The organism is Vibrio sp. YT-19(2023) (assembly GCF_033337395.1).
In genome coordinates, this window is record NZ_JAWOQN010000003.1 from 75,609 (window position 1) to 97,336 (window position 21,728).

General features: G+C 43.4%; 23 protein-coding genes. 16 read left to right on the top strand and 7 right to left on the bottom strand.

Annotated elements, in window-relative coordinates; translation table 11 throughout:
* Positions 1-22: 22 nt before the first annotated feature.
* The 10 genes from ccoN (at position 23) to uspE (ending at position 9,021) form a co-directional block, all read left to right on the top strand.
* Positions 23-1,450: a cytochrome-c oxidase, cbb3-type subunit I gene (gene ccoN / locus R7E78_RS03530; protein WP_005396488.1), complete on the top strand. Its 1,428-nt coding sequence runs from the start codon at positions 23-25 to the stop codon at positions 1,448-1,450.
* A gap of 12 nt (positions 1,451-1,462) precedes the next feature.
* Positions 1,463-2,083, top strand: a complete 621-nt coding sequence (ccoO, locus tag R7E78_RS03535) for a cytochrome-c oxidase, cbb3-type subunit II (RefSeq protein WP_005377475.1) — start codon at positions 1,463-1,465, stop codon at positions 2,081-2,083.
* 9 nt (positions 2,084-2,092) lie between these two features.
* On the top strand, positions 2,093-2,266 hold the full coding sequence (locus R7E78_RS03540) for a cbb3-type cytochrome oxidase subunit 3 (RefSeq protein ID WP_005377485.1): 174 nt from the start codon (positions 2,093-2,095) through the stop codon (positions 2,264-2,266).
* Positions 2,266-3,240 carry a cytochrome-c oxidase, cbb3-type subunit III gene (gene ccoP, locus R7E78_RS03545; protein ID WP_005377487.1) on the top strand — a complete coding sequence of 325 codons (975 nt, stop codon included), beginning with the start codon at positions 2,266-2,268 and terminating at the stop codon, positions 3,238-3,240. The genes R7E78_RS03540 and ccoP overlap by 1 nt, the downstream gene beginning before the upstream one ends.
* A 105-nt stretch (positions 3,241-3,345) precedes the next feature.
* Positions 3,346-3,822 (top strand): FixH family protein, encoded by a 477-nt coding sequence (locus R7E78_RS03550; protein WP_005377489.1) that lies wholly within the window; start codon positions 3,346-3,348, stop codon positions 3,820-3,822.
* Positions 3,823-3,826: 4 nt separating this feature from the next.
* A complete protein-coding gene (locus R7E78_RS03555; RefSeq protein WP_318057645.1) occupies positions 3,827-6,190 on the top strand; it encodes a heavy metal translocating P-type ATPase in 2,364 nt (787 codons plus the stop codon).
* A 15-nt stretch (positions 6,191-6,205) separates the two neighbouring features.
* On the top strand, positions 6,206-6,370 hold the full coding sequence (gene ccoS, locus R7E78_RS03560; protein ID WP_012841826.1) for a cbb3-type cytochrome oxidase assembly protein CcoS: 165 nt from the start codon (positions 6,206-6,208) through the stop codon (positions 6,368-6,370).
* A gap of 8 nt (positions 6,371-6,378) precedes the next feature.
* A complete protein-coding gene (locus R7E78_RS03565; RefSeq protein WP_006742590.1) occupies positions 6,379-7,056 on the top strand; it encodes a sulfite exporter TauE/SafE family protein in 678 nt (225 codons plus the stop codon).
* 90 nt (positions 7,057-7,146) lie between these two features.
* Positions 7,147-7,893, top strand: a complete 747-nt coding sequence (locus tag R7E78_RS03570) for an FNR family transcription factor (protein WP_005377497.1) — start codon at positions 7,147-7,149, stop codon at positions 7,891-7,893.
* 180 nt (positions 7,894-8,073) lie between these two features.
* Positions 8,074-9,021, top strand: a complete 948-nt coding sequence (uspE, locus tag R7E78_RS03575) for a universal stress protein UspE (protein WP_318057646.1) — start codon at positions 8,074-8,076, stop codon at positions 9,019-9,021.
* Between the two features lie 138 nt (positions 9,022-9,159).
* On the opposite strand, the gene ttcA is transcribed toward uspE, so the two are convergent.
* The 4 genes from ttcA to R7E78_RS03595 form a co-directional block, all read right to left on the bottom strand.
* Positions 9,160-10,053 (bottom strand): tRNA 2-thiocytidine(32) synthetase TtcA, encoded by an 894-nt coding sequence (gene ttcA / locus R7E78_RS03580; RefSeq protein ID WP_318057647.1) that lies wholly within the window; start codon positions 10,051-10,053, stop codon positions 9,160-9,162.
* A gap of 199 nt (positions 10,054-10,252) precedes the next feature.
* Entirely contained in the window at positions 10,253-10,915 is a 663-nt protein-coding gene (locus tag R7E78_RS03585; protein ID WP_005396478.1) for a DUF2987 domain-containing protein, read from the bottom strand.
* A 13-nt stretch (positions 10,916-10,928) separates the two neighbouring features.
* Entirely contained in the window at positions 10,929-11,765 is an 837-nt protein-coding gene (locus R7E78_RS03590) for a glucosaminidase domain-containing protein (protein ID WP_048626391.1), read from the bottom strand.
* Positions 11,758-12,555, bottom strand: a complete 798-nt coding sequence (locus R7E78_RS03595; RefSeq protein ID WP_005396476.1) for a hypothetical protein — start codon at positions 12,553-12,555, stop codon at positions 11,758-11,760. Before R7E78_RS03595 ends, R7E78_RS03590 begins: the two co-directional genes overlap by 8 nt.
* 401 nt (positions 12,556-12,956) lie before the next feature.
* Here R7E78_RS03595 and potA point away from each other — a divergent pair, with 401 nt between their 5' ends.
* The 5 genes from potA to R7E78_RS03620 all read left to right on the top strand — a co-directional run bounded on the left by potA (position 12,957) and on the right by R7E78_RS03620 (position 18,106).
* Entirely contained in the window at positions 12,957-14,072 is a 1,116-nt protein-coding gene (potA, locus tag R7E78_RS03600) for a spermidine/putrescine ABC transporter ATP-binding protein PotA (protein WP_017634901.1), read from the top strand.
* A complete protein-coding gene (gene potB, locus R7E78_RS03605) occupies positions 14,053-14,913 on the top strand; it encodes a spermidine/putrescine ABC transporter permease PotB (RefSeq protein ID WP_012841831.1) in 861 nt (286 codons plus the stop codon). The genes potA and potB overlap by 20 nt, the downstream gene beginning before the upstream one ends.
* Complete coding sequence (potC, locus tag R7E78_RS03610) at positions 14,913-15,683, top strand: spermidine/putrescine ABC transporter permease PotC (protein ID WP_005396472.1); 771 nt, start codon at positions 14,913-14,915, stop codon at positions 15,681-15,683. Before potB ends, potC begins: the two co-directional genes overlap by 1 nt.
* A 106-nt stretch (positions 15,684-15,789) precedes the next feature.
* Positions 15,790-16,821 (top strand): extracellular solute-binding protein, encoded by a 1,032-nt coding sequence (locus R7E78_RS03615; RefSeq protein ID WP_048626389.1) that lies wholly within the window; start codon positions 15,790-15,792, stop codon positions 16,819-16,821.
* 247 nt (positions 16,822-17,068) lie between these two features.
* Entirely contained in the window at positions 17,069-18,106 is a 1,038-nt protein-coding gene (locus R7E78_RS03620) for an extracellular solute-binding protein (protein ID WP_005396470.1), read from the top strand.
* A gap of 90 nt (positions 18,107-18,196) precedes the next feature.
* Here the strand turns inward: R7E78_RS03620 and cobB are convergent, their stop codons facing one another.
* On the bottom strand, positions 18,197-18,928 hold the full coding sequence (gene cobB / locus R7E78_RS03625) for a Sir2 family NAD+-dependent deacetylase (RefSeq protein ID WP_005396469.1): 732 nt from the start codon (positions 18,926-18,928) through the stop codon (positions 18,197-18,199).
* Between the two features lie 118 nt (positions 18,929-19,046).
* Here cobB and R7E78_RS03630 point away from each other — a divergent pair, with 118 nt between their 5' ends.
* Positions 19,047-19,220, top strand: coding sequence for a hypothetical protein (locus tag R7E78_RS03630; RefSeq protein ID WP_012841833.1), 174 nt, complete (start codon positions 19,047-19,049; stop codon positions 19,218-19,220).
* Positions 19,221-19,252: 32 nt separating this feature from the next.
* Here R7E78_RS03630 and R7E78_RS03635 read toward each other — a convergent pair whose 3' ends face one another.
* Together R7E78_RS03635 and R7E78_RS03640 are read right to left on the bottom strand one after the other, a co-directional pair.
* Complete coding sequence (locus tag R7E78_RS03635; protein ID WP_012841834.1) at positions 19,253-20,473, bottom strand: ammonium transporter; 1,221 nt, start codon at positions 20,471-20,473, stop codon at positions 19,253-19,255.
* 343 nt (positions 20,474-20,816) lie between these two features.
* Positions 20,817-21,716: an immunity 49 family protein gene (locus tag R7E78_RS03640; protein ID WP_047102285.1), complete on the bottom strand. Its 900-nt coding sequence runs from the start codon at positions 21,714-21,716 to the stop codon at positions 20,817-20,819.
* Between the last annotated feature and the right edge of the window lie 12 nt (positions 21,717-21,728).

Genomic DNA, 21,728 nt, shown 5'->3' on the forward strand with positions numbered 1-21,728 from the left:
ATTAGAAATTGGAAGCATGCAAATGAGCCAAGTAAAGCAGCTTGAACAAAACTACAACTATACAGTCGTTCGCCAATTTACCCTTGTGACCATTTTATGGGGCATAGTTGGTATGGCTGTTGGTGTTTTGATTGCCGCTCAATTAGTTTGGCCACAGCTAAACTTTGATACGCCGTGGTTGACGTACAGTCGCTTACGTCCACTGCATACTAATGCGGTAATTTTTGCGTTTGGTACCAGTGCTCTGTTCGCAACGTCTTATTATGTTGTACAGCGCACATGTCAAACACGTCTTTTTGGTGGCCCACTCGTTGCCTTCACCTTTTGGGGTTGGCAAGCAATCATCCTGGCAGCAGCCATTACTTTGCCTCTCGGTTTAACATCGGGTAAAGAGTATGCTGAGCTAGAATGGCCTATTGATATCGCAATTGCGCTAGTATGGGTATCATATGCGGTGGTGTTCTTCGGCACACTAGTGAAGCGAAACACGTCACATATTTATGTGGCAAACTGGTTCTTCGGTGCCTTTATTATCACAGTAGCAGTACTTCACATCGTGAACAGCATGGCTATTCCTGTGTCACTTGGTAAATCTTACTCGATTTACTCGGGCGCAGTGGATGCGATGGTTCAGTGGTGGTATGGACACAATGCGGTAGGTTTCCTACTGACCGCTGGTTTCCTAGGTATGATGTACTACTTCGTTCCTAAACAAGCTGAACGTCCTGTTTATTCTTACCGTCTATCTATCGTTCACTTCTGGGCACTTATTTCTCTATATATTTGGGCAGGCCCTCACCACCTTCATTATACAGCGCTACCAGACTGGACTCAGTCTCTAGGTATGGTTATGTCGCTGGTTCTATTTGCTCCTTCTTGGGGTGGTATGATCAACGGTATTATGACGTTATCTGGTGCATGGCATAAGCTTCGTTATGACCCTATCCTACGTTTCCTAATCGTTTCACTGTCGTTCTACGGTATGTCTACCTTTGAAGGCCCGATGATGTCGATTAAGACGGTTAACGCACTTTCTCACTACACAGACTGGACCATTGGTCACGTTCACTCTGGTGCGTTAGGTTGGGTTGCGATGGTTTCTATCGGCTCTGTATATCACTTGGTACCTCGCCTATTTGGCCAAGAGCGTATGTACTCTGTTGGTCTAGTTAATGTGCATTTCTGGCTAGCAACAATCGGTACCGTTCTTTACATCGTTGCGATGTGGATCTCTGGTGTAATGCAAGGTCTTATGTGGCGCGCGGTTAACTCTGACGGTACGCTAACTTACAGTTTTGTTGAATCTGTAGAAGCGTCTTATCCGTTCTACTTTGTACGTTTCCTAGGCGGATTTATCTTCCTATCTGGTATGTTCCTAATGGCATACAACACGTACAAAACGGTAAGTGCACCTAAAGAAAGCCTAAAAGCTATCCCACATCCGGCATAAGGAGATTTAAGAATGAGTAATAATTCTAATAATCGCCATGAAATCTTAGAACGTAATGTCGGTTTGTTGGCTATTTTTATCGTGTTTGCTATCAGTTGGGGCGCTCTTGTAGAGATCACTCCTCTGATTTTCCAAAAGCAAACGACTGAACCTGTAGAAAATCTGCGCGCTTACACTCCTTTGGAGATGGAAGGCCGTGATATCTACATCCGTGAAGGTTGTAACGTCTGTCACAGCCAGATGGTTCGTCCTTTCCGCTCAGAGACTGAACGTTACGGTCACTACTCTGTTGCTGGTGAGAGTGTTTGGGAACACCCATTCCTTTGGGGCTCTAAGCGTACAGGCCCGGATTTAGCTCGTGTTGGTGGTCGTTATTCTGACGAATGGCACCGTGTTCACCTGTTAGATCCTCGTGAGCTTGTACCTGAGTCAAACATGCCAGGTTTCCCGTGGCTAGCTGAAAACGTTTTAGACGGTAAGCTAACTCAGAAGAAACTTGAGCTATTTCGTGATCAGTTCGGCGTTCCATACACTGATGAAGAGATCGCGAATTCGGCTAAAGAAGTAGAAGGTAAAACAGAGATGGATGCAATCATCGCTTACCTTCAGTCTCTTGGTCATGCAATGAAGTAAGGGGATCATATGGATTTCGGTACAATTCATAGTATTTATACCGTTGTACTCTTCGCTAGTTTTATTGGCATCGTATGGTGGGCATTTAGTAAAAAGCGTAAAGCACGCTTTGAAGAAGATGCCAACTTGGTGTTTGCTGACGAAGAACAAAAGACCCCTAATAACCAAGGAGTGAAGAAGTAATGACTACATTCTGGAGTCTCTGGATTATCGTGATTACTGTCGGTACGCTAGTAGGCTGTGCGATTCTCCTGACTTGGTGCGCTAAAGATAAAATGGGCGTCGAGGAAGGGGAAGACATGGGCCACGAGTACGATGGTATTCGCGAGCTAAACAACCCTCTACCAAAGTGGTGGACTTACCTGTTTGTAAGCACATTTGTGTTCGCAGCAGTTTACCTTGCCCTATTCCCAGGTCTAGGTAGCTTCAAGGGCTTTTTAAACTGGCAGAGTTCGGCTCAAACCGTTCGCTCACTAGAAGAGTCAAAAGAAGCCATCGCTGCAGCACAAGAGAACAAGCAACTAAACCAATATGCAAAAGAACTGGATGATGCCGACGCTTACTTCGGCGAAGCATTCCGTAAACTTGCGCACAATGACAGTGGTCTACGCCCAATTCCTGAAATTGCTCAAGATCCTGAAGCATTAAAAGTTGGTCAGCGTTTGTTTTTGCAAAACTGTTCTCAATGCCATGGCTCTGATGCACGTGGTCAGAAAGGCTTCCCTAACCTGACTGATGATGCATGGCTATATGGTGGCGAGCCAGCAGCGATCGTTACAACCATCATGCACGGCCGTATTGGTCAAATGCCAGCATGGAAAGATGCCCTTGGTGAGCAAGGTGTTCAAGAAGTTGTAAGTTACACACTTAGTCTATCTGGTCGTAAAGTAAATGCTCGTGAAGCCGCGGCAGGTAAAGCACGCTTCGTAGTGTGTGCTGCTTGTCATGGTACCGATGGTAAGGGTAACCCTGCAGTCGGTGCGCCTGACCTTACAGACCAAGACTGGTTATTTGGTGACTCTCGTGCAGCTGTAACAGAAACCGTAATGAACGGACGCTCAGGCGTAATGCCTGCGTGGAAAGACATTTTGGGTGAAGATAAAGTTCAGCTCGTTGCCTCATATGTCTGGAGTTTAAGTAACTCAGAGAGTAAGTAACTGAGATATTACGTAACATAGCAATAACAGCCCCTTTCATAGGGGCTGTCTTTCCTTTAAATTTAACGCCTTACATTTTTTCATTTAGCTGTTGAGAACTTTTTTATGGTAAAGCCTTGGTATAAACAATTTTGGCCGTGGTTCCTAATCATCCTTCCTCTTACTGTCGTAGTTTGGACTGTGATTACTGTGGTCGTTTTCTCGAACAACTCTGTTTCTTTAGTCGCTGAGGATTACTATAAAAAAGGCAAAGGCATTAATATCGATATTAGTAAAATGAATGTCGCTCGTGACCTAGGTCTTAACGCTGAGATTTCCTCTGAAAATAACAATGTTGTGATTGTTTTCGCTAAAGGGAAGCTACCTCATTACCCTGCTCTAACGGCCACTTTCACTCATCGTACTCTTCCTGATCGTGACTTCACAAAGCTTGTAACAGCGGATGCATCTGGTAATTACCGACTAAAAGCTGAGGAATCTATTCAAGGGCCATGGTTTGTTGAACTACAACCACACGACAAGCAATGGATGATCCAAGGTAAAGTTGAGTTTCCTGCCTCTTCAACACCGTTAATGAAGTAAGCATATGTGTAAATCCTGTTATCACTGCGGTGAAGATGTACCAGCCAACACGGATTTCAAAGTAGAAATATTGGGTGAAATTCGCGACATGTGTTGTCCGGGCTGCGAAACTGTGGCGCAGACTATTGTCGATAGTGGTCTTGTCTCATATTACCAATACCGCACTGCGCCTGCAGAAAAGGCAGATCTAGTACCAGAGCAACTCCAAGCTTTAATTCATTATGACAATGCGGATGTACAATCTGAATTCGTACGAAATCGCGAAAATGTTTCTGAAGTAACCCTTTCTTTGGAAGGCGTTTCATGTGCCGCTTGTGCGTGGTTAATCGAAAAGCAAGTTTCTAATACGGCCGGGTTGGTATCTATCCGTGTTAATACAACCACCAATCGAGCGTTACTAGCCTGGGATAAAACTCAGGTACGGTTAAGCGAGCTCCTTTCCGTTATTCATAAACTTGGTTACAAAGCTGCACCTTTTGAAGCAGATAAGCAAGAAGCCTCTTACCATCGAATGATGAAGCAATATCTATATCGGCTAGGTATTGCAGGTTTAGCAACCATGCAGGTCATGATGCTCGCCGTTGCACTGTATCTCGAAGTCTTTGGTGATTTAGAGCCAGAGTTTAAAAGTTACTTTCGTTGGGTAAGTTTGATTTTTGCTACTCCTGTTTTGCTTTATTCCGCTCTTCCATTTTACTTAAACGCATGGCGCAGTATCAAAGGCCGAACCCTTGGTATGGATGTCCCGGTTTCTATTGCGTTGATCTTTGCCTATGTTGCAAGTTTAGTTGCAACAGTAACTGAACAAGGCGAAGTCTTCTTTGAATCTATCTCGATGTTTACCTTCTTTTTGTTAGTAGGTCGATTCTTAGAGATGCGCGCTCGTCGCAAAGCTGCTGCAGCGAGTGGTAACCTTCTTAAGTTGATTCCGGCAATTGCTACAACGCTGGACGGTGATCAGATACCCGTGAAGACGCTAAAAGTTGGCGTTCGTATTCGCGTTCTACCTGGTGAACATATCCCCGCTGACGGTAAAGTTATTTCAGGCCGTATTCATATTGATGAATCCATGCTAACGGGTGAGTCAGTGCATGTTGTGAAACGAGAAGGCGATATTGTTTATGCGGGAACGCTAAACGGAGACGAATCATTTGAACTTGAGGTAGTAAGCTCAAAGGCCGATTCAATGATTTCTAACATCGTGCGTTTACAAGATGAAGCTCAACACTCCAAACCTAAAATTGCGGAAATTGCAGACATTGTCGCCCGTTACTTTGTTGGTGTGATTCTTATTATCTCTGCTGGTACTTGGTTTTACTGGCATCAAACAAAACCAGATGATGCGTTTTGGATCATGCTGTCTGTGCTAGTCGCTACGTGTCCATGTGCGCTATCTCTGGCCACACCGACCGCACTCACTTGTGCTACCTCTAGAATGGGTAATTTTGGCATTTTACTTCGTAAAGGCCATGTGTTTGAGACACTATGTAAGATCAACCACTTAGTTGTAGATAAAACAGGCACTCTAACGAAAGGTGATATTGAGATCTGTGAAACAAAGATACTTAGTGATCTCCCACAGAAAGATTGTCTATCACTAGCTGCAGCTTTAGAGGCTCATGCAAACCACCCTATCGCTCGTTCTTTTGCAACTTACACCAATGATGACTTTATCGTGTCTGACGTGCAAAACGTGATTGGTTCAGGGATTGAGGGTATGTGGAATGGCAAAATCGTTAAGATAGGTAGTGCTGCTTTTGTTCAAGGCAAAGAAAGTGGTGAAAGCCAGGCGGTCTATCTGTCGGTTGATGGCAAGCATGTCGCTAGCTTTTACTACCGCGACCCTATCCGAAAAGAAAGCAAAGCCTTTATTCAACGTTTTGCTGACGCTGGAATTAAGACAACGCTGCTAACAGGTGACTCTCTCTCAAACGCTCGACCTGTAGCGAATGAAATTGGTATCGATCACGTCGTTGCGTCAGCAAAACCAGAAGACAAACTCGCGTACCTTAAGAGTCTTGATGAAGACAGTATCACTATGATGGTTGGCGATGGCATCAATGACGCACCTACTCTCGCCGGAGCTCATCTTTCTGTTGCAATGGGCGGTGGTACGGATGTCGCTAAAGCATCTGCAGATATGACGTTACTTGGGGATAATCTCGAAAAGCTACTAGAGGCACGTTTGCTTGCACTGCGTACAAGAAAGATTATTCGAGAAAACTTGGCTTGGTCTTTGGGTTACAACCTGTTAATTTTGCCTTTAGCTGTCGCTGGTTTAGTGGCTCCCTACATTGCAGTAGTTGGCATGTCTGCAAGCTCAATTATCGTTGTATCTAACTCTTTGCGCCTGCTCAAAGAGAAATAAGTAGAGAAAGCAAACATGGAAAGTCTTTATATATTGATTCCCATCGCTATCGTTCTCGTTTGTGTTGCTGTTGCCGTTTTTCTTTGGGCAGTAAGAAGTGATCAGTTTGAAGATCTAGAACGACAAGGACATAACATTCTTCTTGATGAAGAAGACAAATCTAATAGTGATAAAAAATAGCAACCTTTATGACTCCTGACTTTATTGGTGCTTTGATGATCGGCCTCGTCGGGGCCGGTCATTGCATGGGAATGTGTGGTGGTATCGCGTCTCTGCTTACCATGGGCTCTTCTACAAGTAAAAGCTCCCCCCTTATTCCACTCTTCTACAACCTAGGGCGATTGAGCAGCTATGCCGTAATCGGTGCATTAGTAGGCGGAGCAATATCAGGTTTATCTGAGCTAAGTGGATTAACGCATTCTCTTGCTTGGTTAAGGCTGATTGCCGCACTGTTCATGATTCTGGTTGCGCTTTATATTGCTAGATGGTGGCAAGGTTTACTGTTAATAGAAAAGTTAGGACAGCACATTTGGCGCTTTATCTCACCTGCTGGTAAGCGCTTGTTGCCATTAAAGCACCCTCTTCATGCTTTACCATTTGGCTTCATTTGGGGCTGGTTACCATGCGGCTTGGTTTATTCTGCGCTAACTTGGTCGGCGGTTTCAGGCAGCGCAATAAACGGTGGTCTTATTATGCTCGCGTTTGGCCTCGGAACACTTCCGGCAATGCTGATTATTGGATATGGTGCCAACCATTTTCAGAAATTACAAAAATCGTTAATATTTAGAAATATTTCAGCATTAATCCTTATTGGGTATGGTTCGTACACTGCTGTAGGAGCCATGGAGTTACTCGGTTTCATATAACGTTAAACTCTATTGAGGTGACATTTTTGCTACCCTTTAGGATTAAGCGATGCTAAAATATTGATGTATATCAAATAGTGAAAGGTTGTTATGATTTCTGAAAAACCTGCAACAAAGCGTATCCAATCAGGCGGTTGCGCCATTCATTGCCAAGATTGTAGCATTAGTCAGCTGTGTATCCCGTTCACTCTGAATGAGGCAGAACTTGATCAGCTTGACCAAATCATCGAACGTAAGAAGCCTATCCAAAAAGGACAAGAGCTTTTTAAGGCTGGTGACGAGCTAAAATCTCTGTACGCTATCCGCTCTGGTACCATCAAGAGCTATACGATCACAGAGCAAGGTGATGAGCAAATCACAGCGTTTCACTTGGCCGGAGACCTAGTTGGTTTCGATGCCATTACAGGTGACTCCCACCCTAGCTTTGCTCAAGCGCTTGAAACGTCGATGGTATGTGAAATCCCATACGAAATTTTAGACGACCTATCAGGTAAAATGCCTAAGCTTCGCCAGCAAATTATGCGTTTGATGAGTAACGAAATTAAAGGTGATCAGGAAATGATTTTGCTTCTTTCTAAAAAGAATGCAGAAGAACGTCTAGCGGCTTTCCTATACAACCTATCAACTCGTTTTTCTCAACGTGGCTTCAGCCCTAGAGAGTTTCGTTTAACGATGACTCGTGGTGATATTGGTAACTATCTTGGTCTTACAGTGGAAACAATCAGTCGCTTGTTGGGTCGTTTCCAGAAATCCGAGATCCTAAGTGTAAAAGGTAAATATATCACTATCTTAGACCACGATGCATTGATGGAACTTGCTGGTGTAACTAAAGAATAATACACCCCAATTATTGATGTAGCTCGAAAATGAGCTACATCATGTTTCTCATAAATTCCTTTCGAAAGTCCTCAAAAAGTTACCCAAACTAAGCTACAGTAAAAATGTACGGTGAGTACTCCAAAATACTGATTTAATTTATATTCAGTATCTGGTTTTGCAATAGAAGTGGGCTTAGTTATGAGTATATACAGTAAGATCCTTGTTGTAGCTGACATCAATAATGATGAGCAGCCCGCACTTGCAAGAGCTGTTCAATTAGCTCAAAAAAGTGTATCTAGAAGCCGAATCACTTTCTTTTTATCCATTTACGATTTCTCTTATGACATGACGTCAATGCTATCAGTGGATGAAAGAGATGCTATGCGTCGAGGTGTTATCCATCAACGTGAGCAGTGGATGCGTAAAATTGCTCAACCTTATCTAAACGATGGCTTCGACTTTGATGTATGTGTCGTCTGGCACAACCGTCCTTACGAAGCAATTATCGCTGAGGTCTATGCAGGCAGCCATGACCTAGTCATTAAAGGCACACGTAAGCACGACGTGTTAGAATCTGTGATTTTCACTCCGACCGATTGGCACTTGTTACGTAAATGCCCTATCCCAGTACTTCTGATTAAAAATGCAGATTGGCCAGAACAAGCAAGCATTCTTGCCTCGGTGCACATAGGCTCTGAAAATCCAACTCATATTGATCTCAACGATGCCATGGTCGAGCGACTAAAAGAAGTCACCACCCGACTGGATGCCAAACCATACCTTGTTAATGCGTATCCCGTTACACCGGCGAACATTACCATTGAACTTCCTGAGTTTGATCCAACGACTTATACCGATGCCGTTCGAGGTCATCACTTAACTGCGATGAAAGCATTACGCCAAAAACACGGCCTTGATGAAGAGCAAACGATTGTTGAGCAAGGTTTACCTGAAGATGTCATTCCAGCAGCAGCAGAGCGCTTGAATGCTGCAATGGTTATTTTAGGCACCACAGGGCGAACCGGGCTTTCTGCTGTCTTTATTGGTAATACAGCTGAGCACGTGATCGATAAAATAAATTGCGATGTATTGGCTCTAAAACCAAAAGGCTACATTAGCCCTCTCGATCCAAATACAGCAACCTAATCTCTCTTTAGCATTGCTATATTGAGCGCTTTCAAACAGACGCTAATAAATCCCCCTAATAAAAGGGGGATTTTTGTTTGGGGACAGTTAAAGCGTTGAATACAAAAAAGGAGGTCTAGTTGACCTCCTTTTTACGAGTTAGATGTTCGTAACATCGATGAATATTGATTCATCAATATTCGTCGAAGAAACGACAGCCTCATTAAATTCATACTCTTCGCGGTTACCTTCACGGTCTAGCGGTAAGTTAACAAAGTCGAACAATTCGCGGTCTGCTAGTTGGCTTGGGCTTACGTTTTGAATTGATTTAAAGATCGCTTCCACACGCCCTGGCGTCTTCTTATCCCATTCAATCAACATTGCTTTTATAGATTGACGCTGAAGGTTCTCTTGAGAACCACAAAGGTTACACGGAATAATTGGGAAATCCTTGTGTTCAGCGTATTTGATCAGATCTTTTTCACGACAGTAAGTCAATGGACGAATGACCACGTTACGACCATCATCAGAGCGCAGCTTTGGTGGCATCGCTTTAAGGCGAGAGCCGTGGAACATATTCAAGAACATTGTTTCGACGATGTCATCCATGTGATGACCTAGCGCAAGCTTAGTTGCACCAATCTTCTCTGCAAATGAATACAACGTACCACGTCGTAGGCGTGAACACAGACCACAAGTGGTTTTGCCTTCTGGCACCTTCTCTTTTACGACTGAATACGTGTCCTTATCTACGATGTAGTAAGGGATATTCAGTGTTTCGAAATACTCAGGCAGAATATGCTCAGGGAAGCCCGGTTGTTTTTGGTCTAAGTTTACCGCAACCACTTCAAATTTGATTGGCGCAGCTTTCTGAAGATTCAACAGGATATCAAGCATCGCGAATGAATCTTTACCACCGCTAATACATGCCATCACAACATCGCCTTCTTCAATCATGTTGTAATCAGTAATGGCATTTCCAACATGTCTTCTCAGGCGTTTCTGAAGCTTGTTGAATTCTAGGGTTTCTTTTCTTGTATCTATTTGGTTCATTGCGGGCTCTCACATCGCCGATAAATCGACTAGGACTTCCTAACATGGGTTTCTTTGGGGCGTGGATTATACGAGCTTTTTACGCAGGATTAAATGCTTGTCTTATTGAGACATTAAGAAAAGGACACGAAAGGTAGCTTAGTTACCCTCACAAATGAAAAAAGAGCCGCAATTGCAGCTCTTTCTAAACTCTCAGTGTTCACTTCTTTGCGTTAGGCAGATAAGGTAGCACTCGCATCGTCGGTTCTGGTAGTGTCATTGTGCCACCTTGCCCTATTTCACTTAGTGCGACTTGTATCTTGCCATTGACAATTGGCTTTTCGGTTCCGTTTGAGAAAATCACTTTATCATTCAGTTGATTTGCAAACTCCATCGTCACACCTTGAACTTCAGGTGTAAACCAACCCGCAAACATACCGCCTAAATCTTCCAGCATCGTCTGCATTTGAGGTAGAAGAGGCTTAAGTTGCTCGTAAGAAACATTACCCTGTAATGGCTCTTTGGTCATCACGACAAGTGAGTAATCGCAGCGAGTATCTTTTGGAGTATCGACAAAAACCAACGGATTCGCTGACTTTAAGTTTTTATCGACTGGCAGAGGCAACTCTTGTGAAGCAGGGATAACAAACTCTTCATAGTGCTCTTCTTTTTCCATCCAAGCTTTTTCTATTGTACAAATTTGCTTAGTTTTCGCGTCCACAAAGAAGACGCCAACTTTCACGTCGTCATGCCCTTCTTTATTGTTGTTTTTGAGTTGGGTGTATAACTTTGAGTATGTGAACATGTACTCTTGAGCTTGGGTTATTGGCGATACAAGAATTAGCGCCGCACTTCCCAATAGACTTAGGCTTAACTTTTTCATTTTATCCGTTATTTTATTGTGTCCAGTAGGCGTTATTATGACGAATCATAGCGCGAAGATCGTGTACATAAGCAATGCCACGTTCAGAATATGCTAGCAATCCATGAGTTAACTCTGACGCCGTTGCGACCGATAACAGGTCTTTGTTCTTTTCGGCTAGAGAAGCTCTGATTTCACGCAGTTCAGCATACGCTGGGTTTCGATTAACATTCATAAAGTAGCCATGAACCGACTGCTGTACAGAATCGAATTTTTCAACTTCATGAGCTTTGCCTGCGCCACGTTGCGCAGGAACAATTCCACAACCCTTTTTATAACACCATTGGCCGAACAAGTTGTTCGCTTGAGTGGCAAAACGAGAAGTGCCCCACGCAGATTCATTTGCTGCTTGAGTTAGGACCAGCGCTTCTGGTAAGACATTCACTCGCACAAGCATTTCTCCCAACCACGCGCGATCGACTTTGTTGTCGCTCAAAGGCAAAGAATACAGAGCCGCTAGTCGCTGAGCGTACTCTTCTTGCTCTTGAGTGATTTGGCCCACCTTTAAAGAAGTAAGAAACGCTCGTTCATGGCGAATTCGTTGATTCTCAAGTGCTATTTTAGGCCTTAAAAAATCAAAAAACGCCGCTTTTTTCTCTTTGGTGTCTTTTATTGCGTTGAAGTCAGGGATATCACCAATGTGTGGCAAATGAGACAAATCGACATGCTTAATTGTCCCGGACAGCACATCAGGATTCTCAACATATTTAAACTGTTGCTCGTAGTGTAAATACGGTCCAATAGAAATGAAAGTGGCGGCTATACAGGTAGCCGCCACTCGTAAACTTATTGATTTTAAAGAATTAGGCATCAAACACCTGTGAGTTACCATCGTGATCATTGTCGTTTTTCTGTGTTGCAACGATCTTGAGCTTAATTCCAAACATTTCACGGTAGAGTATGCCTTTCAAATGAAAGAAGAATGGCAACACAAAAATCAAGCCAATACCGTAGAACATCGCAGCGATAATAAACATCAACATCACGCCTAAGTAAAGCCCTGCGACAACAAAAATCTTCTTGTTAATAGCGCGAAGTGATAACAGTAGCGCCTGCATTGGTGGCACTCTTTTTTCACAAATCAACAAGATAGAGTGACTAAACGCTAAAGAAAGATACAGGGACAGTAGAGGGAAGATCATACCAACTACGCCTTGCAGCATTAGGCTCATCAGCGTTGCTAGGATCACGGGAATAGTAAACTGCAGCCCTTTACCTACATGGCGCAACTTAGTCTTTAAGCCCGCTATATGGCTCATCGCCATCAAGCTGATCCCTGCATAAATTGGGGCGCTGATCACCTCATAACTAAAGTTCGCGACATAAATAGAAGACACAATATCGTTAGTGAATGATTCTGGATTCTCAAATGCATCAAGAATAACGGTCAGATCACCCAACTGCAGTTGTAACGCGATATAGAAAATACCTAACTGGACAAAAAGCAATACAATAATAGCAGGAGAAAAGGATAAAAAGTGCTGGATGGTTGCTCGCCAAGCCTCATTGAAAACAGCCCCAGCTTTAAGCTCGTAGTTGCCAGACAAAGCTCGCTCTACACTCCCCCCAAGATTGAAATCTTTCTCAAAATCGTCGTTCATAGTTTATCCAAGATTAACTTGTAAAATTTTCACTGGAATTCCAGTCAATTAATGTGGCCGTTATTATAAAGAAATCTTTCCACATCTAACATCACAACTCACGTACTATCCTTGCAATCTCAACTGTATGGTTGATAATTAACCACTCACAAGGTTATGAAATTGAAAACAATTATTGAACAGAGCTTAGTGCTATCAAACTGTGTTTAAATGCCAATTAATCTTATAAAAACAGTATGGTAAGGAATGATGACTTTTGCCTGCAAAATTTTTTCTGTTTCAAGATAAGAAAATGCTTTAATTTCACAATTTTGGTGATTATGATGCGCGCCTCAAAAGTGAATGGCTAGTGTCACATCAGCTGGGATAATCCCGGCTTGAACGTGGGGGAAATACAGACGTTGAACGCAAAACCGCAAGCAGGAAAGCCAGTTATTCGTTTATCTGGTATTAGTAAAAGTTTCGATGGTAAGGAAATCATCGGTAATTTAAATCTGGATGTTAATCATGGTGAATTTCTGACGATTCTCGGGCCTTCTGGTTGTGGTAAGACAACAGTTTTACGCATGATTGCAGGTTTTGAAACGGCAGATAACGGTCAAATTATTTTGGATGACCAGGATGTAACACAGGTTCCTGCAGAGCAAAGGCACGTCAACACGGTATTTCAAAGTTACGCATTGTTTCCACACATGACCGTATATGAGAATGTCGCTTTTGGTCTTCGTATGCAGAAAACGCCTACTGCGGACATTGAACCACGAGTAATGGAAGCACTGCGCATGGTGCGCCTAGAAAAAATGGCACAGCGTAAGCCTCATCAGCTTTCTGGTGGTCAGCAACAACGTATCGCCATTGCGCGTGCGGTTGTTAACAAACCAAAAGTACTGCTGCTAGATGAATCTCTATCTGCACTTGATTACAAACTGCGTAAGCAAATGCAAATTGAGCTTAAACAGCTTCAGCGTCAACTTGGTATTACCTTTATCTTCGTTACGCACGATCAGGAAGAAGCCCTATCGATGTCTGACCGCATTATTGTAATGCGCGACGGTGTTATTGAGCAGGATGGTTCTCCACGTGAGATTTACGAAGAGCCGAAGAACCTATTTGTTGCTCGCTTTATCGGTGAGATCAACGTATTCAACGCAACCATGCTAGAGCGTATCGACGAGAAACGTATCCGTGCAGAAATCGAAGGTGTCGAGTCTGTTGTTTACTACGATCAGGAAGCGCAAGCAGGTGAAAAACTGCAAGTACTACTTCGCCCAGAAGACTTACGTATCGAAGAGATCAAAGAGTCTGAAGAAAAAGGCATCGTAGGTCACGTAACAGAGCGTACCTATAAAGGTATGACGCTTGATTCAGTTATCCAATTGGATTCGGGCATGCGTGTAATGGTAAGCGAATTCTTTAACGAAGATGATCCTGATGTGGACCACTCACTTGGCCAGAAAGTCGCTATCACTTGGGTTGAGAGCTGGGAGGTAGTACTCAATGATAAGCAAGAAGATTAATCTTCAGAACGCGATCATTGCCTTAATCGTAGGCTGGCTAACACTGTTTGTGTTGGTACCAAACGTGATGATTATTGGTACCAGTTTCTTAACGCGTGATGAAGCAAACTTAATCGAAATGACATTCACTTTCGACAACTACTTGCGTCTGCTGGACCCACTGTATGCGAAAGTGCTGATGCACTCGTTCTACATGGCAATTGTGGCAACGTTGTTGTGTTTAGTCATTGGATACCCGTTTGCTTATATCGTAGCGAAAATGCCTGAAAAATGGCGTCCGTTTATGCTGTTTTTGGTGATCGTACCGTTTTGGACGAACTCTTTGATTCGAACTTACGGACTGAAGATTGTTCTCGGTACACAGGGCATTTTGAACAAGTCGCTGATGGCAATGGAAATCATCGACAAGCCGTTGCGTATTATGTATACCGAAACGGCTGTAATGATTGGTCTTGTATACATCCTACTTCCTTTCATGATTCTGCCGCTTTACTCGGCAATCGAGAAGTTGGACAACACTTACATCGAGGCAGCAAAAGACCTCGGTGCGAACAAGCTCCAAACCATTACTAAAGTAATTCTACCTCTGACAATGCCTGGCATTATCGGTGGCTGTTTGTTGGTTCTACTGCCTGCGCTGGGTATGTTCTACATCTCAGATCTTCTAGGCGGTGCGAAGAACCTACTGATTGGTAACGTAATTAAGAGCCAAGTATTGAACGCTCGTGATTGGCCATTTGGTGCTGCGACCAGTATCGCCCTCACCTTCGCAATGGCGGTAATGCTTTACGCTTACTACCGAGCAGGCAAATTATTGAATAAGAAAGTGGAGCTAGACTAATGGGACGCACAGTTAGATTTAGCTTTATGGCGTTGGTTTATGCATTTTTGTATCTGCCAATCGTTGTACTAATCGTAAACTCATTTAACGCCAATAAATTTGGTATGAAATGGGGTGGTTTCACCACGAAATGGTATGAAACCCTAGTCAACAACGACAGCCTAATGCAGGCTGCATGGCACTCATTGAACGTGGCGGTATTTTCTGCGACAGCGGCTACTATTATTGGTAGCTTAACAGCTGTTGCCCTATTCCGATACTCGTTCAAAGGCAAAGGTGCTGTAAACGGTATGTTGTTTGTCGTAATGATGTCTCCAGATATTGTCATGGCGATTTCATTACTTGCTCTGTTCCTAGTATTAGGCGCACAGCTGGGCTTCTTTACTCTATTGATTGCCCACATCACCTTCTGTTTGCCATTTGTGGTGGTAACAGTATACAGCCGCTTAAATGGCTTCGATGTGAAGATGTTGGAAGCAGCAAAAGATCTTGGCGCAAGTGAATGGGTTATCTTAAAGCAGATCATCCTTCCTCTTGCAAAACCAGCAGTTGCGGCAGGCTGGCTGCTTAGCTTTACCCTGTCTCTGGACGACGTAATTATTAGTTCGTTCGTAACAGGTCCAACGTATGAAATCCTACCATTGAAAATTTACTCGATGGTTAAGGTGGGTATTTCACCGGAAGTGAATGCTCTTGCAACGGTCATGTTGGTGGTTTCTTTAATTCTTGTCGTAATTTCTCAGTTGCTTGCAAGAGAAAAAGTAAAGTAAAATCCACATCCGTTAACATCACGAAACAGAATGGTTACATGCCATTCTGTTTTTCTATCTACCGTCCAAAATGATTTGGACAACGTTTGGTTTGGAGCTAACGTCAATGAAAAAATGGGCTACTCTATTAGCTGGTAGTGCATGTGCGCTTTCTCTGTTCTCAGGTTCAGCGGCAGCGGACGATAAAGAATTGGTATTTATGAACTGGGGGCCTTACATCAACAGTAATATCCTAGAGCAATTTACCAAAGAAACTGGTATCAAAGTGATCTACTCGACTTACGAGTCGAACGAAACTTTGTACGCAAAGCTAAAAACTCATAACCAAGGTTATGACCTAGTGGTACCTTCAACGTACTTCGTAGCAAAAATGCGCGATGAAGGTATGCTGCAAAAGCTCGATAAGACTAAGCTGAAAAACTTCGGCAACCTAGATAAGAACTATCTAGACAAGCCTTACGATCCAAATAACGACTACTCTATTCCACACGTTGTTGCGATTACAGGTCTAGCGGTTAACGCAGACATGTACGATCCAAACGACTTCCAAAGCTGGGCAGACCTATGGAAGCCTGAGCTTGAAGGTCAAGTAATGCTGATGGACGACACTCGTGAAGTCTTCCACATCGCACTTCGTAAACTCGGCTATTCAGGCAACTCAAAAGACCCTAAACAAATCGATGAAGCGTACGCTGAGCTACAAAAGTTGATGCCAAACGTTCTAGTTTTCAACTCTGACAACCCAGGCGCACCTTACATGTCTGGTGAAGTGGGCGTTGGTATGCTTTGGAACGGCAGCGCTGCAGCTGCTCAAAATGAAGGCCTAAATCTTAAACTCGTATTTCCTAAAGAAGGCGGTATCGGTTGGGTTGATAACTTCGCTATCTCTTCCGGTGCGAAGAACGTAGAAGCAGCTCACAAGATGATCGACTTCCTACTACGTCCAGAAATCGCAGAGCAAATCTCTCGTGATACTGGTTACTTAACAGCGGTAGAGGAATCGAACGCTAAGTTTAAAGATGTTGCACCGCTATTTCCTTCTCAAGAAGATCTTGATCGAGTGGAATGGCAAGATGCGGTTGGTGATCTAACCGTTAAGTACGAAGATTACTTCCTAAAGCTGAAAGCGGGACAGTAATCGAGCTTGTGTAACAAGTCATCGACTAAAAGAAAATAGGCAGCAATACGCTGCCTATTTTTGTAATTGACTGATATAATTATGCGTTGCTAGGTTTATCTGGCTCGATGTCTAGTTTTATCTTCTCACAAAGCGGAGATACAGCCCTCGAGCTAAATAAACAGATTTGTGCTTACTGCGATTTGGATCAACTTGATAACTCCAGCTAGTATTGACTTGTCCAATCGCGAAACAAAACGGAAAACAAATGAAAAGTAAATTCTACGCAAGCGCTCTATGTGCAGCGACGCTCATCGCTACCCCTGCAATGGCTGCTGATCAAGAACTGTATTTCTACAACTGGTCGGAATACATTCCAAACGAAGTTCTTGAAGACTTTACAAAAGAAACTGGAATCAAAGTTATTTACTCTACATATGAATCTAACGAGAGTATGTACGCAAAACTTAAAACCCAAGGTTCTGGTTACGACTTGGTAGTACCGTCTACCTATTTCGTCTCTAAAATGCGTAAAGAAAGCATGCTGCAACAGATCGACAAAGAGAAATTGTCTCATTTTGCCGATCTTGATACTAACTTCCTTAACAAGCCGTTCGATCCGAACAACAACTACTCTATCCCTTACATTTGGGGTGCGACAGGTATTGGTATCAATGCTGACATGCTAGACAAATCATCTGTTACTAAGTGGGATGATTTTTGGGATAGCAAGTGGGAAGGTCAACTAATGTTGATGGATGATTCTCGCGAAGTATTCCACATTGCATTGACTAAGCTTGGTTACTCACCAAACACGACTAACCCAGAAGAAATCAAAGCCGCTTACGAAGAACTGAAAAAGCTAATGCCAAACGTATTAGTATTTAACTCAGACTTTCCTGCAAACCCTTACCTAGCGGGTGAAGTTTCACTTGGTATGCTTTGGAATGGTTCTGCTTACATGGCTCGTCAAGAAGGCGCGAACATCGACATCATCTGGCCAGAAAAAGGAACGATCTTCTGGATGGACAGCCTGGCAATTCCAGCTGGCGCGAAGAACGTTGATGCGGCTCATAAGATGATTGACTTCTTACTGCGCCCAGAAAACGCAGCTAAGATCGCACTAGAGATTGGTTACCCTACTCCAGTGAAAACGGCACACGAACTGCTACCGAAAGAATTTGCTAACGATCCAAGCATCTTCCCACCACAAGAAGTGATGGACAGCGGTACTTGGCAAGATGAAGTTGGCGAAGCGAGCGTAATGTACGATGAGTACTTCCAAAAGCTAAAAGTGAACAACTAATTCGTTAGTTTTAAAGATATGAAAAAGCGGCTCATAAGCCGCTTTTTTTGTTCTTAATGACAAGACAAAAGCTCTCCTCTGTGAGAATTATTACGCTCTTTCTTTTCCTTCTAGAGCCAGTATCTCGTCAACTAATTTTGGAACCTCGACGCTTGCTTTTCCGTAGCGTTTTTCCTCAAATTCACTTTCTACCGCACTAGGCTCGAGGTTAATTTCGATGGTGTGCGCGCCATGCATTTTTGCATCATGAACAAAACCTGCTGCGGGATATACGACGCCAGAAGTCCCGATAGAAATAAATAAATCTGCTTCTTCTAATGCTGCGTAGATATCCCCCATTCGTAGTGGCATTTCACCAAACCAAACAATATGTGGTCGCATTTGTGAAGGGATCTGACAGCAATGACAAAGCTCACCAGTCTTAATGTCTTCACTATGTTCTATAACTTGGTTTGATTCACTGCATCTCGCTTTTAAAAGCTCACCGTGCATATGAATGACGTTATGGCTGCCGCCTCTTTCGTGAAGGTTGTCTATATTTTGAGTGATGACCGTCACTTTACCTTCTAACTCGGTTTCTAGGCGGCCCAGTGCCTTATGCGCGGCATTCGGCTGTATCGCATTGTCTTGAAGTTTCTTGCGGCGTTGGTTGTAAAAGTCTTGAACAAGGTCCGGATCGCGAGCAAACCCTTCAGGTGTTGCTACATCTTCAATACGGTGATTCTCCCAAAGGCCATCTTGCGCACGAAATGTTTGAATACCAGATTCGGCCGAGATACCTGCACCAGTAAGTACTACAATATTTCTATAAGGGAAATTCATAACTCATCCTTGCTGTTTTTTCATTAGCTTAACACTGAAAGAATAGCAACAGTAGTAATATGGGTTAGACCATGGTCGTAATGGTCACTATTAGAATTACAATTTAAGAGGAACAGCAATGAGACAAGTATCTCTAGCGCTTATATTACTTACGACTTTAGCAGGTTGCCAACTAACCAATGTTGAAGGCGAAGTGGACGACGTAAAAGTAAGAGTCAGCACCAATGACGATAACCATCGTGGTAATGGAGATTTCTGTCCCCCTGGCCAAGCAAAAAAAGGCAATTGCTAAAAGAGCGGCTTTACGCCGCTCCCACATTGGCCTCAATCCTCGTTGGTAGAAGATATTTTATGAATGGCTAGGTCAGCGCCATTGAATTCGTCTTCTTCCGAAAGCCTTAGTCCCATACTGGCATTGATCGCGCCGTAGACTGCAAGCGCCCCAATCACTGCGATAGAAATGCCCAAAAGCGTTCCTAGAAGCTGAACGATAATGCTCACGCCACCTAGCCCACCCAACGCGCTTTGACCAAAGATCCCCGCAGCAATACCACCCCAAGCGCCACATAAACCGTGTAAAGGCCAGACACCCAACACATCATCAATCTTGGTTTTGTTTTGTAGGTAGGTAAAAAGATAAACAAATAGCACGCCAGCAATCGCACCTGTCACTAAAGCACCGATAGGATGCATTAAGTCTGAACCCGCACATACAGCAACCAAGCCAGCTAGTGGGCCGTTATGAATAAAGCCGGGGTCATTCTTACCAGCCAACAATGACGCGACAATGCCTCCGACCATTGCCATCAATGAGTTCATAGCCACCAAGCCACTTATGCCTGACACGGTTTGAGCTGACATGACGTTGAAGCCAAACCACCCCACACATAAGATCCAAGCTCCCAAAGCCAAAAACGGAATATTCGAAGGTGCAAAGTTGGTATGCTTTCCTGCTCGAACTCTGCCTTTTCTCATGCCCAAAAACACAACGGCAACCAACGCTATCCAGCCGCCAACACCATGTACAACGACTGAACCTGCAAAGTCGTGAAAGCCATAACCAAAGGTATTTTCAAACCAAGCTTGAACACCAAAGTTTCCGTTCCAGATCATTCCCTCAAATAACGGGTATACGATGCCGACAGTGAAAAATGTTGCGATTAGAATCGGATAAAAACGAGCTCGCTCTGCGATACCACCAGAAACAATAGCAGGAATCGCTGCAGCGAAGGTCAGCAAGAAAAAGAACTTCACCAACTCGTAACCATTGCCTTGAGATAACGTCTCTGCATCAGCAAAGAAGGTGCCGCCATAAGCGACCCAGTATCCAATGAAAAAATACGCAATGGCGGAAATACCGAAATCGGCCAAGATTTTAACTAAAGCGTTAACTTGGTTCTTTTGGCGCACGGTTCCTACTTCAAGAAAAGCAAAACCAGCATGCATCAAAAAAACCATGATTGCGCCAAGTAGTAAGAAAAGTGTGTCGGAACTTTGCGTGAGAGTTTGTACAGCGCCGTGTACCTGATTGGCAGTTACACTCATTATGATTGTCTCCGTTGATCTGTAGCGCACTTATCCTGTGCATCAAAGTTAGGCTCATCACCAATTTGGTGAACTTAATTTATAGAGCGTCTAACAGAGCAATTCTCATTCCATAATTTACATTTCTAACACTTACACTTTAATTTATTGTTTTGTATGAACTTTAATAGAATTAGGCATTCTTGAAATGGTGCTTAACACGCTAATAAATGCACCAATATGGTTTTTAGTGCACCAACACAATGCGCACTATATGGTTCAACAAACAGCAAACTCTCTACCATAAACGTAAAAGCCACCCCATGAGAGGTGGCTCATATACGGAATTGCTAACTAAAGGGGTTTATCGAGTGATCTTCCCTGCTTTTACATCTTCTAACCAACGTCCTTCGACAAGATAGGGAGGAAGCCAACCAGTTTCAACAGATAGACGGTTGCCTTTGTCGTACCACATGCAAGCCATGCCAAGCAGAGGGAAGTTGATAAAAGTTCTGATGCCTATCCTATCTGGTCCTAATTCTCTAAGATGATATTTCTCTTGGAACTGTAGGTTTTTAACGAGCGCTTCCTCAAAATCATAACCAATATTAGTAGTGAGCGCTGCGAAGGTTTCTAGGATCCCCATCGCAATTTCCAACGCCCAGTTATCTCCTTGAGCTACCGCCGCGTCCATTGCTGAAACCAGCTTATCAGGATAATCTGATGTGCGATTGTGGAACGACTGAATGACGTCTACTAGCATATAAGACAGCTCACCCGCTTTGGTAGAGCTCTGTCTCATCAAAGAAATAGGAAAGTTTGCCAACACATCCATGCTAGCTTTGTCACGGACGATGACAGAGGTAAAATAGGCATCTAACCACATTGAAGGACAAATGAAGCCTGTTTTTAAAATACCTTCACCTTTCCATGTTACTTCAGGATAGCCGAGGATCTTTATGGTTAATTCATCACTGGGATGTATTGCAAGGCTATGATAACAAGCATTCATCAACGAAGTTTCGTAAAGGCGTAATGTACAAATTTTTTCGTCTTCAGATGAAGCTTGATACCACGTAAACCAGCGCACTTGCTCGAATGCATAATCTCCAAAGCTAATCAAGTTCTCTCGCCTAATTTTGAGCCCTTCTTTTCTTTTATCTAAGATTCGATTGATATAATCTTTCTCAGAAGCAATGCTATTATCATCTAACTTGGGCCTTGCTGTACGCTCTATAATTTTGATTGGCTTTTTACCTTGCATTGTTGAACTAAC